Below are 11150 nucleotides of genomic sequence, written 5' to 3' on the forward strand. Positions count from 1 at the left end.
GCAGATGCTTACGCTTTCAGCGCGGCTAGCTTTTGCCAGGTGTCGATCACCGAGTCGGGATTCAGGGACATCGATTCGATGCCCTGCTCCATCAGCCAGACGGCGAAGTCGGGGTGATCCGAAGGACCCTGACCGCAAATGCCGATGTACTTGCCGCGCGCCAGGCAAGCCTTGATGGCCAGCGACAGCAGGGCTTTCACGGCTGGGTCGCGTTCGTCGAAGTCGGCGGCCAGCAATTCCATGCCGGAATCGCGGTCCAGGCCCAGGGTCAGCTGGGTCAGATCGTTCGAACCGATCGAGAAGCCGTCGAAATGGTCGAGGAACTGGTCGGCCAGAATCGCGTTCGATGGCACTTCGCACATCATGATGACGCGCAAGTCGTTCTCGCCGCGCTTCAAGCCATTTTTCGCCAGCAGGTCGATGACTTTCTCGGCCTGGCCCAGGGTGCGCACGAATGGCACCATGATTTCCACGTTCGTCAGGCCCATGTCATTGCGCACGCGCTTCATCGCTTCGCATTCCATGTTGAACGCTTCGGAGAAGTCGGCCGACAGGTAGCGCGCCGCGCCGCGGAAGCCCAGCATCGGGTTTTCCTCGTCCGGCTCGTAGCGCGAACCGCCGATCAGCTTCTTGTACTCGTTCGACTTGAAGTCGGACAGGCGCACGATGACTTTTTTCGGCCAGAATGCGGCGGCGATGGTGGCGATGCCTTCGGCCAGCTTGTCGATGTAAAACGCTTTCGGCGAAGCGTGGCCGCGCGCCACCGATTCCACGGCCTTTTTCAGGTCGGCGTCGATGTTCGGGTATTCCAGGATCGCGCGCGGGTGCACACCAATATTGTTATTGATGATGAATTCCAGGCGCGCCAGGCCCACGCCCGCATTCGGCACGGACTGGAAGTCGAACGCCAGTTGCGGATTGCCCACGTTGAGCATGATCTTGGTGTCGAGCTTCGGCAATTCGCCACGCGACACTTCCGACACTTCCGTTTCCAGCAAGCCATCGTAGATCTTGCCTTCGTCGCCTTCGGAGCACACCACGGTGACAAAGGTGCCGTCTTTCAGCACGTCGGTGGCGTTGCCGCAGCCGACGACAGCAGGCACACCGAGTTCACGCGCAATAATTGCTGCGTGGCAAGTACGACCGCCACGGTTGGTGACGATGGCCGCAGCGCGCTTCATGACCGGCTCCCAGTTCGGGTCCGTCATGTCGGCAACGAGGACGTCGCCTGGCTGCACGCGCTCCATGTCGGCCGGATCGTGGATCACGCGCACGGGGCCGGCGCCGATCTTCTGGCCGATGGCGCGGCCGGACGTCAGCACGGTACCCGTGCTTTTCAGCTTGAAGCGTTCCTGCACGTCCGTCGCCTTTTGCTGCGACTTGACGGTTTCAGGACGCGCTTGCAGGATGTACAGCTTGCCGTCGCGGCCATCCTTGCCCCACTCGATGTCCATCGGACGGCCGTAGTGGTTCTCGATGATGACGGCGTACTTTGCCAGTTCCACCACTTCGCTGTCGTTCAGCGAGTAGCGGTTGCGCATTTCGACGGGCACGTCGACGGTTTTCACGGAACGGCCGGCTTTCGCTTCGTTCGTAAATTCCATTTTCAGCAGCTTGGAGCCGATATTGCGGCGGATCACAGGCGACTTGCCTTTTTCCAGCATCGGTTTGTGCACATAGAATTCGTCGGGATTGACGGCGCCCTGCACCACGGTCTCGCCCAGGCCATAGCTGGAGGTGACGAAGACCACGTCCTTGAAGCCCGATTCCGTGTCGATGGTGAACATCACGCCGGCCGCGCCCAGGTCGGAACGCACCATGCGCTGCACGCCGGCCGACAAGGCCACTTCCGCGTGCGTAAAGCCCTTGTGCACGCGGTACGAGATGGCACGGTCGTTGTACAGCGAGGCGAACACCTGTTTCATGGCGTCGAGCACGTTGTCGATGCCGACCACGTTCAGGAAGGTTTCTTGCTGACCAGCAAACGACGCGTCCGGCAAGTCTTCCGCCGTGGCCGAGGAACGCACGGCAAACGACATTTCCGTGTCGGAATCGGCCACCAGCTTGGCATAGAACTGGTCGATTTCAGCGGCCAGGCGTGGCTGGAATGGCGTTTCCACGATCCATAGCCGGATCTCGGCACCGGCTTGCGCCAGCGAGCGCACGTCATCGATGTTCAGCCCTTCGAGGCGCTGGGCGATGCGTTCGGCCAGCGGCAAGCCGCCGTTGGCGCTATACGACAGGAAATCGCGGAATGCCTGCGCCGTGGTGGCAAAGCCACCGGGCACGCGCACGCCGGCTTCCGCCAGCTGGCTGATCATTTCGCCCAGGGAGGCGTTCTTGCCGCCGACGGATTCGACATCCGTCATGCGCAAATGCTCGAACGAGGCAACATACACCGCGTCCTTGTCTTCCTGCTGTTGCGATACTGCGTTGGTCATAATGACACCCTTACTGATGATAGAAATCTTTACGCGCGGTGCACGGACAGTCTTCTTGTTATTCTTGGCGTCGTGCAGCACAATCATACCGTTGCAGCCATTTTACCTTGTGCGGCGCAAATTGACGACGCACAATCTTGATCCGAAAACCCATGACACAAGATCCACGCCCCCCCCTGCCCTCCGCGGCCCGCACCGTCTTCTTCGTTTCCGACGGCACCGGCATTACCGCCGAGACCTTCGGCCACTCGGTGCTGACGCAGTTCGATCTGCGTTTCCGCCAGATCCGCCTGCCCTTCATCGATACCATGGACAAGGCCTACGAGGCGGCGCGCAAGATCAACGAAGCCTTCGTCACCGATGGCCAGCGCCCGATCATTTTCTCCACCCTGGTGAAGAACGACCTGTCGGCCGTGATCCGCAAGTCCAGCGGCATGCACATGGACCTGATCCAGACCTTTGTCGCCCCGCTGGAGCAGGAACTGGGCGTGATGTCGACCCACACCATCGGGCGCTCGCACAATATCGTCGACAGCGAAGAATACAAAAATCGCATCGAGGCGATCAACTATTCGCTGGCGCACGACGATGGCCAGTCGCACAAGAACCTGTCCTCGGCCGATGTCATTCTGGTGGGTGTTTCGCGCTCTGGCAAGACCCCGACCAGCCTGTACCTGGCCATGCAATACGGCATCAAGGCAGCCAATTATCCGCTGATTCCCGACGATTTCGAGCGCGACAAGCTGCCATCGGCCCTGCTGGAATTTAAGAATAAAATTTTTGGATTAAGCATTACGCCCGAACGTTTGTCGGAAATACGCAACGAAAGACGCGCCGGAAGCAAGTATGCGGCCATCGAAAATTGCCGTTACGAGGTCAACGAGGCGGAAAAAATGATGAAACGCGAAGGTATCCGCTGGCTCTCCTCGACCACCAAGTCGATCGAAGAAATCTCCACGACGATCCTGCAAGAAATCAAGCCGAACCGCCGCGAGTATTGACACAGAAGGCTCCGCCGCGTAGCGCAGGCATCACGTCGAAAGCAAGGTGTCTGCAATAAAACGTGAGGTGGCCCAGGCTATCGCCTGTTGAAGTGGCACTGCCGCTGGCCGAGGTCTTGCCAGTGGCTTGCTCTTAAAATATCTTTCGCACTTTCCACGACCTTACTCTCTGCTGCAGTCATCCCCGACTGGCCAGTGATCAAAAACTCCCTTTCGATGTCCCTGACCAAACTGCGGTGATCCGGCGTGGCCGATAGCAGGCCAGGTCGCAGCTGGCTGAAAACTCAATCTTTACACTTTCTTATTTATCAGAAATGCATTATTATTTTATTTCTTAAAAGCAAATAAGAGTTCTCCACCGCGCGGACATTATTTTTGCTCGATCACGTTACCACCAAGGCCATCATAGTATGTTTAAACGTAATACCCTTTCCGTTTTTGCGTCAAGCTGCACTATGTTGGCGGCCCTGTCACTGACCGGCTGCGCTGTCAATAAAGCCACCAGCTCGCTCAGCCCGGGAACCGATCTGAACAGCATCAAAAGCGTCTACGTGGTGAAGTTGCCGCAAGACGGGCGCCATATCGACAAGATCATCAAGGCTAATCTGGAAAAGCGCGGCTATGTGGTGACCAACGGTCCTGTATTGGCGGGACCGTACAACGCCGATGTCGCCGTCACGTACGCCGACAAGTGGGTGTGGGATATCACCATGTACATGGTGGAACTGAGCGTCAACTTGCGCGACCCGAAAACCGGCTTCCCGCTTGCCACTGGCAATTCCTTCCATACCTCGATGGCGCGCAAGTCGCCCGACGAAATGGTCGATGAAGTGCTGAATAATATTTTTTCCGCCTCGCCGCAGTAAATCCTGCGGTTTGCTGCCTGCGGCAAACCGCGCCGTGTTCACTCATCCACGACCCATATCATGAAAAAAATTCTGCCATTCCATGCAGCGCGCCTGCTCGCCATCCCTGTCGTTGCCACTCTGCTGGCACTGGGCGGTTGCGCATCACCCGTCACCTATCAGGCAATGGTGCCGGTGACACTGAAAGTAAGCCAGCAACACCCACAATCGGTGTCAGTGGCGGCGCTCGGCGGCAGCGGCACCGACACCCTGGGTAAATCGCAGATCGACAACGCGGAACTGGCGAAAGCGGTCACCGAAGCGATCAACCAGACCAAGACCTTTTCGCGCGTGGTGCCCGGCAAGGGCGGCGACTACCTGCTGACCGTCAACATCGTCAACGTCGTCCAGCCCAATTTCGGCTTTTCCTTCACTGTGGGCCTGGAAATGGGCTGGACACTGATACGCGCCAGCGACAGCGGCAAGGTATGGCAGGAAGCCATCAAGTCGGAATACACGGCCAGCGCCACCGACGCCTTCGCAGGAACCACACGCCTGCGCCTGGCGACGGAAGGTGCGGCACGTAACAATGTCGAGCAGGGCCTGCGCAAAATCGCTGAGCTGAAACTGTAAGTCACCGCACAGCCGGCTTTCCTGGCGGACCTGCCGCTATGCCTCGTTGCCCAGCACCTCCAGCGCCGCCACCAGCCGGTCCAGCTCTGCAGTGGTGGTGGTGACGGCCACCGTGGCGCGTACGATATCGGTGTCGCCGATATTGCGTTCCACCGTGAAGATGCCAAAGCGCTGCAGCAAGGCCTGCTGCAGCGCGCGCGCGTCCATGCCGTCGATGGCGAACGCCACCAGCGCCGTGCCGCGCACCGCATCCAGTGGCGACAAGATTCGCACGCCGGGCAACTGCGCCACCCGTTCGACCCAGTAATTGCGCAGCCAGGCCAGGCGTTCGTTCTTGGCTGGCGTGCCACCCAGGCGCTCATGAAAGTCGAGCGCGGCGGGTGCGGCCAGGATGGCGCTGATCGGCGGCATGCCCATGTGCAGACGACAGCGGATATCGTCCAATGGATAATCGTCGTCGCCAAAATGCGGCTCGATCTTGTGCAGCTGCGCGGCGCGGATATACACAAAGCCCAGCCCCGGCGGAGCACCCAGCCATTTATGTAAATTAAAACCGGCAAAATCGACATCCATCGCGCGCACATCGAGCGCCACCTGCCCCAAGGCATGGGCGCTGTCGAGCACGACATCGATGCCGTGTTCGCGCGCCAGCGCAATCAAGGCGCGCAGCGGCAACTGCTGGCCATTGGCCGGCGTCACCTGCGACAGCAACAGCAGTTTCGGCCTGACGGCCTGGCGCATGGCTTGCGCGTAACAGGCGATGATCTCGTCATCGCCGATGGGCAAGCGCAATGTGACTTGCGTGCTGGTGACGCCACGGCGCTGCGCCAGCCAGCGCATGGCCGTGCGCGTGGCCGGATAATCGAGATTACTCCACAACACCGTATCGCCGGGCGCCAGGCCATGGTATTGCGTGATCAGCACCTGCATGGACTCGGTGCCGCTGCGGGTCAGCAGGATCTCGTGCGGTTCGGCGTGGATCAGCGCGGCCAGGCGCTGGCGCAGGATATCCACATGCGTGCGCGTGAATTCGCCGCGCACGAAGGGACTCAGCTGCTCATTCGTGTAGCGCACGGCCTGCTCGAAGGCGGCTTGCACGGGCGCGGCCATGGCGCCGAAATAGCCATGCTCCAGATTGACGATGGCGTCCGGCGGCGCGGGATACAACGCGGCGACCTGGCGCCACCAGGCCTCGTCACGTGCGGCACCGTCGGCGAGCACAGGGAAAGACATGGCGACCCTGTTCAGGCCTGGCCCTGGCGCAGCTGCTCGAAGAAGCAGACGGCGGCGCAGGCGGCCACGTTCAGCGATTCGATCTGGCCCAGGTGCGGAATGACCACCTGGTGCGTCGCCATCGACAGCAGGTCGTCGGCCACGCCCTGCCCTTCATGGCCGAACAGCCAGGCGACGGGCTGGCGCAGGTCGACGTCGTACAGCTGCTTCGTGGCGTAGCCGCTGGTGGCGAGTGTCGCCACCTTCGCGTCGGCGACCAGTGCCGCCAGATCGACGTTTTCAAAGATGTCGAGCACGAAGTGCGCGCCCATCGCCGCGCGCAGCACCTTCGGCGACCAGCAGAAGGCCGTGCCGGCGCTGCAGTACACCTGCGTGATGCCGGCTGCCGCCGCGCTGCGCAGGATGGAGCCGACATTGCCCGGGTCTTGCAGGTTATCGAGCAGCACGGCCGATACGCTCAGGGGCTGCGTGACGGCCCGTTCAGGCGTCTCGATGAGGAACATCACGCCCACGCCGTGTTCGACCTGGCTCACCGCGTGGTACAGCGCGTCGGGCAAGCCCAGTACATGCGCGCGCTGGCTTTCCAGCTGGCCGACGATCTCCATCACTTCCGGATTGCGCAAGGCGCCTTCGCTGACGATGCACTGCTCCGGCATGCCGCGCAGCTGCAGATACGACTGGCACAGGTGCACGCCGTCGAGCAGGGTGCGGCCGGACTTGCGGCGCGCCTGCGAACTGCCCGCCAGTTTCAACAGCTCCTTGTATTGCGCGTTGTCGCGCGAGGTAATCGTCTTCATGCCACCACCTCCTGCGCGCCAAACAGGGCGATCACATTGCGCACGGGCGCGAACGAGCGGCGGTGCACGGGCGAGGCGCCGTGCAGGTGCAGGCGTTCCAGGTGCAGCTTGGTGCCATAGCCCTTGTGCTGGTCGAAGCAGTACTCGGGATAGGCCGCGTGCAGGTGCACCAGGGCCGCGTCGCGCGCCGTCTTGGCCAGGATCGAGGCGGCGGAAATCGAATCGACCTTGTCGTCGCCACCGATGATGGCCATGCCGCGTATCGGCATCACGGGGCAGCGGTTGCCGTCGATCAGGGCCAGGGTCGGCACGGTACTCAACGCCTCGACGGCGCGGCGCATGGCCAGCATCGACGCCTGCAAAATGTTCAGGCGGTCGATTTCCTCTTCCGACGCTTCGGCGATGGCCCAGGCCAGGGCCTTGGCCTTGATTTGCGGCGCCAGCAGGTCGCGCTTGGCTTCGCTGAGTTTTTTCGAGTCGCGCAAGCCGTCGATCGGCTGACTCGGGTCGAGGATCACGGCGGCGGCGAAGACGGGGCCGGCCAGCGGACCGCGGCCTGCCTCGTCGACGCCGCAGATGATTTCATCGAGCGAGAATGGCAAGTCGTCAAACAGGCCGGGATAGATATTTTTCACGTTGAATCTTTGGTTGGTAATGCGCTTGGAGCGGTGATTGGAGTTACTTGCGGTTGGCGGCGATGACTTGCATGACGGCGTTGGCGCTCTCGCGCGCGCTGTCGCGCAGCAGGCTGTGGTGCATGTCCGTGAAGCGCTGCACCAGGCGCAAACGGCCCGGCACGTCGCTCAGCTGCTGCCACATGGCCTCGGCCAGTGCTTCCGGGCTGGCCGCGTTTTGCAGCAGCTCGGGCACCAGGTAGTCGCGCGCCAGGATGTTGGGCAGCCCAATCCACGGCTGGTAGCCCATGTGGCGCATGATTTCCCACGAGGCGCGCATCATCTTGTAGGCGATGACCATCGGCTTCTTGTACAGCGCCACTTCCAGCGAGGCCGTGCCGGACGCCACCAATACCGCATCGGCGGCGCAGATGGCCGTGTGCGAGCCGCCGTCGGTGAGCAATATCTCGACGTCCTGCAGGCCAGCTTCACGTACCAGTTGCAGGAAGTACTGGCGCTGCTTCTCGCCGGCCATGGGCGCGACGAAACGCAGGGAGCGGTCGCGCGCCAGCAGCAGCTTGCAGGCGCCGACAAAGGCCACCGCATTGTATTTGAGTTCCCCCATGCGGCTGCCCGGCATCAGGGTCACGACATTCGCGTCTTGCGGCAAGCCCAGGGTGCGGCGCGCGGCCGCTTCGTCGGGCTGCAACGGAATCATCTCGGCCAGCGGATGGCCGACATAGGTGACGGGCACGCCCGCCTTGCGGTAGATTTCTTCCTCGAACGGGAAGATCACCAGCATGTGCGAGACGGCCTTGATGATTTTCTTGATGCGGCCACCGCGCCAGGCCCAGATCTGCGGCCCGATGTAGTGCACGGTGGGGATGCCGCCTTCCTTGAGCTGCTGCTCCAGCCCCAGGTTGAAACCGGGATAGTCGGCGCCGATGAAAACGGCGGGACGCTCCGCCAGCAGCTGGTCGCGCAGCGCGTTCTGGATGCCCTTGATTTCGCGGTAGCGGGGAATGATCTCAAACAGGCCGCGCACGGTCAGCTTGTCGAGCGGCCAGTCGGACACAAAACCCTGCCTGGCCATGTGCTCGCCGCCGATGCCATGGAAGCGCGCGCCGGGCAGCTGCGGCACCAGGCCGGACAGCAGCCGGCTGGCCAGCAGGTCGCCCGACACCTCGCCGGCGACGATGGCGACCGACAGGTCGCTGGACCGGTCAGCGGACGATGCCACGCGATGCCACGCCAAGGAATTCGCGCATGGCGCGAATGTGTTGCGCCACCTCGGGCGACGATGCCGCTTCTTCTTCGAACAGGGCCGCCTTGGATTCTTCCAGGGTCAGTCCCGCGCGGTAGATGAGTTTATACGCGGTGCGGATGCCGTTGATCTGCTCGCGCGTAAAGCCGCGGCGCTTCAAGCCTTCGATATTCACGCCATGCGCCTGCGCCGGATTGCCGTTCAAGAGCACGAACGGCGGCACGTCCTGCGTCAGGCTGGTGCTCATGCCGACAAAGGCGTGCGCGCCGATCTTGCAGAACTGGTGCACATTGGCGAAACCGCTCATGATGACCCAGTCGCCGATCTCCACGTGGCCCGCCAGCTGGGCGTTGTTCGAGAAAATCGTGTTGTTGCCCACCAGGCAGTCGTGCGCCAGGTGCACATACGCCGAGATCCAGTTGTCATTGCCCAGGCGCGTCACGCCGCCACCTTGCACGGTGCCCGTGTTGAAGGTGCAGAATTCGCGGATAGTGTTGCGGTCGCCGATGTCCAGGCGCGTCGCCTCGCCCGCCCATTTTTTATCCTGCGGCTGCGCGCCGATGGAAGAAAACTGGAACAGGTGGTTGTCGCTGCCGATCGTCGTGTGGCCGTCGATGACCACGTGCGGGCCAACTTTGGTGCCGGCACCGATGCGCACGTGCGGACCGATGATGGTGTACGGACCCACTTCGACCGAGCTGTCGAGCTCAGCCTTCGGATCGATGACTGCCGTGGAGTGGATCGCCGCCATCACTGCCCCGCTGGTTGGCTCGCAGACTGGCTCGCATCCTGCGCGCTACGGATGGTGCACATCAATTCCGCTTCCAGCGCCACTTTGCCGTCGACCGAGCCGACCGCCTTGTATTTCCAGATGCCGCGCGAGACGCGCAGGATTTCCACGTCCATCTTCAGCTGGTCGCCCGGTTCGACAGGACGCTTGAAACGCGCATTGTCGATGCCGACAAAGTACACCACCGAGTTCTCATCCGGTTTCACGCCCATCGACAGGAACGACAGCAAGGCCGCCGTTTGCGCCAGCGCTTCGATCATCAGCACGCCAGGCATGACCGGCTTGTGCGGGAAATGGCCCTGGAAGAACTCTTCATTGACCGTCACGTTCTTGATGGCGGTGATGGTTTTGTTCGCTTCCCAGTCCAGCACGCGGTCAACCAGCAGCAGCGGATAGCGGTGCGGCAGCAGCGATTTGATGGCGAGGATGTCGAGGGTCTTTTTTTCAGTAGTCATTTTTCGTCTTGCGTGGTCAGTGTTTTAATTGTTTTTTCAAGCGTGCGTATCTTCTCGCGCATGCTTGACAGGTTGCGCACGATGGCGGCGCTCTTTTCCCAGTCGGCGTTCTTGGCCAGCGGATAAAACCCCGTGTACTGGCCCGCTTCCGCGATCGAGCGCGAGACCATGCTGCCCGAGCCCACGTGGACGCGGTCGGCGATCGTCAAATGGCCGAGCACCATGGCGGCGCCGCCAAAGGTGCAATACTTGCCGATGACGGCGCTGCCGGCCACGCCGACGCAGCCGGCCATGGCCGTATGCGCGCCGATATGGCAGTTGTGGCCGATCTGGATCTGGTTGTCGAGCTTGACGCCATCTTCGATGATGGTGTCGGCCAGTGCGCCACGGTCGATGGTGGTATTGGCGCCGATATCGACATCGTCACCGATCACCACCCTGCCCGTCTGCGGAATCTTGATGTAGACGCCGCCTTCGTTGGCGAAGCCGAATCCGTCGGTGCCGATCACGGCGCCGGAATGGATGATGCCGCGCTGACCGATCACGCAACGCGCATGGAAGGTCACGTTGGCGAGCAATTGCGTGCCCGCGCCAATGACGGCGTCGCGCCCCACCACGCAGCCGGGACCGATGACGCAGCCGGCACCGATCACGGCGCCCGCCTCGATCACCGCGTGCACGCCGACTGAGGCGCTGGCATCGACCTGCGCGCTGGCATCGACAAAGGCGGCCGGATGGATGCCGATCGGCGCCTTGATCTCGTGCAGGGCGGCGAAATACTGCGCCGCGCGCGCGAAATACACATAGGGATTCGGTGTGACGATGCGCGCGCCGGTGTATTCAACGCCGATCAGCGCGTCGTCGGCCGGCGTGAGTATCAGCGCCGCGGCGCCGCTCTGGGCGGCCTGCGCGCGGAATTTGCTATTGCTGAGAAAGCTGATGTGCGAAGCGCCGGCGTCGGCCAGCGGCGCGATCCCTGTGACTTCCAGGTTGGGATCGCCCGCCAATTGACCACCGAAGCGTTCGACCAAGTCTCCTAGTCGAGTGCCCATCTTGATAACCCTTATTTTGTTACTG

The 11150-nt window shown here is 61.9% G+C and carries 11 protein-coding genes; 3 read left to right on the forward strand and 8 right to left on the reverse strand.

The window, feature by feature from the left end:
- Positions 1 to 8: 8 nt before the first annotated feature.
- Positions 9 to 2441 (reverse strand): phosphoenolpyruvate synthase, encoded by a 2433-nt coding sequence (ppsA, locus tag KY494_RS04775; protein ID WP_219890118.1) that lies wholly within the window; start codon positions 2439 to 2441, stop codon positions 9 to 11.
- A 152-nt stretch (positions 2442 to 2593) separates the two neighbouring features.
- On the opposite strand from ppsA, the gene KY494_RS04780 reads away from it, so the two are divergent.
- The 3 genes from KY494_RS04780 (at position 2594) to KY494_RS04790 (ending at position 4920) form a co-directional block, all read left to right on the forward strand.
- Positions 2594 to 3442, forward strand: a complete 849-nt coding sequence (locus KY494_RS04780; protein ID WP_100872735.1) for a pyruvate, water dikinase regulatory protein — start codon at positions 2594 to 2596, stop codon at positions 3440 to 3442.
- 455 nt (positions 3443 to 3897) lie between these two features.
- Positions 3898 to 4308: a DUF4136 domain-containing protein gene (locus KY494_RS04785; protein ID WP_219890119.1), complete on the forward strand. Its 411-nt coding sequence runs from the start codon at positions 3898 to 3900 to the stop codon at positions 4306 to 4308.
- Positions 4309 to 4368: 60 nt separating this feature from the next.
- A complete protein-coding gene (locus KY494_RS04790) occupies positions 4369 to 4920 on the forward strand; it encodes a hypothetical protein (RefSeq protein WP_219135443.1) in 552 nt (183 codons plus the stop codon).
- Between the two features lie 36 nt (positions 4921 to 4956).
- On the opposite strand, the gene KY494_RS04795 is transcribed toward KY494_RS04790, so the two are convergent.
- The 7 genes from KY494_RS04795 to lpxD are packed head-to-tail and all read right to left on the reverse strand — an operon-like array spanning position 4957 to position 11125.
- The gene (locus KY494_RS04795) at positions 4957 to 6153 is read right to left on the reverse strand and encodes an aminotransferase class V-fold PLP-dependent enzyme (protein ID WP_219890120.1); all 1197 of its coding nucleotides are present in this window, start codon (positions 6151 to 6153) and stop codon (positions 4957 to 4959) included.
- Positions 6154 to 6164: 11 nt separating this feature from the next.
- Entirely contained in the window at positions 6165 to 6950 is a 786-nt protein-coding gene (locus KY494_RS04800; protein WP_219135445.1) for an RNA methyltransferase, read from the reverse strand.
- Complete coding sequence (gene rnhB, locus KY494_RS04805; protein ID WP_219135446.1) at positions 6947 to 7585, reverse strand: ribonuclease HII; 639 nt, start codon at positions 7583 to 7585, stop codon at positions 6947 to 6949. Before rnhB ends, KY494_RS04800 begins: the two co-directional genes overlap by 4 nt.
- A 43-nt stretch (positions 7586 to 7628) precedes the next feature.
- Complete coding sequence (gene lpxB, locus KY494_RS04810; protein WP_219890121.1) at positions 7629 to 8804, reverse strand: lipid-A-disaccharide synthase; 1176 nt, start codon at positions 8802 to 8804, stop codon at positions 7629 to 7631.
- Entirely contained in the window at positions 8788 to 9579 is a 792-nt protein-coding gene (gene lpxA / locus KY494_RS04815) for an acyl-ACP--UDP-N-acetylglucosamine O-acyltransferase (protein ID WP_035818170.1), read from the reverse strand. The genes lpxB and lpxA overlap by 17 nt, the downstream gene beginning before the upstream one ends.
- On the reverse strand, positions 9579 to 10073 hold the full coding sequence (gene fabZ / locus KY494_RS04820) for a 3-hydroxyacyl-ACP dehydratase FabZ (RefSeq protein ID WP_071077748.1): 495 nt from the start codon (positions 10071 to 10073) through the stop codon (positions 9579 to 9581). Before fabZ ends, lpxA begins: the two co-directional genes overlap by 1 nt.
- The gene (gene lpxD, locus KY494_RS04825; protein WP_219135449.1) at positions 10070 to 11125 is read right to left on the reverse strand and encodes a UDP-3-O-(3-hydroxymyristoyl)glucosamine N-acyltransferase; all 1056 of its coding nucleotides are present in this window, start codon (positions 11123 to 11125) and stop codon (positions 10070 to 10072) included. Before lpxD ends, fabZ begins: the two co-directional genes overlap by 4 nt.
- Positions 11126 to 11150 lie beyond the last annotated feature (25 nt).

The organism is Janthinobacterium sp. PAMC25594 (assembly GCF_019443505.1).
Taxonomy (GTDB): Bacteria; Pseudomonadota; Gammaproteobacteria; order Burkholderiales; family Burkholderiaceae_D; genus Janthinobacterium.

Excerpts from the sequence above, each read along its gene's own strand:
- KY494_RS04790 (WP_219135443.1), top strand. The coding sequence starts at position 4,369 with ATGAAAAAAATTCTGCCATTCCATGCAGCGCGCCTGCTCGCCATCCCT.
- KY494_RS04800 (WP_219135445.1), bottom strand. The coding sequence starts at position 6,950 with ATGAAGACGATTACCTCGCGCGACAACGCGCAATACAAGGAGCTGTTG.
- KY494_RS04785 (WP_219890119.1), top strand. The coding sequence starts at position 3,898 with ATGTTGGCGGCCCTGTCACTGACCGGCTGCGCTGTCAATAAAGCCACC.
- lpxD (WP_219135449.1), bottom strand. The coding sequence starts at position 11,125 with ATGGGCACTCGACTAGGAGACTTGGTCGAACGCTTCGGTGGTCAATTG.
- lpxA (WP_035818170.1), bottom strand. The coding sequence starts at position 9,579 with ATGGCGGCGATCCACTCCACGGCAGTCATCGATCCGAAGGCTGAGCTC.
- ppsA (WP_219890118.1), bottom strand. The coding sequence starts at position 2,441 with ATGACCAACGCAGTATCGCAACAGCAGGAAGACAAGGACGCGGTGTAT.
- KY494_RS04780 (WP_100872735.1), top strand. The coding sequence starts at position 2,594 with ATGACACAAGATCCACGCCCCCCCCTGCCCTCCGCGGCCCGCACCGTC.
- KY494_RS04795 (WP_219890120.1), bottom strand. The coding sequence starts at position 6,153 with ATGTCTTTCCCTGTGCTCGCCGACGGTGCCGCACGTGACGAGGCCTGG.
- fabZ (WP_071077748.1), bottom strand. The coding sequence starts at position 10,073 with ATGACTACTGAAAAAAAGACCCTCGACATCCTCGCCATCAAATCGCTG.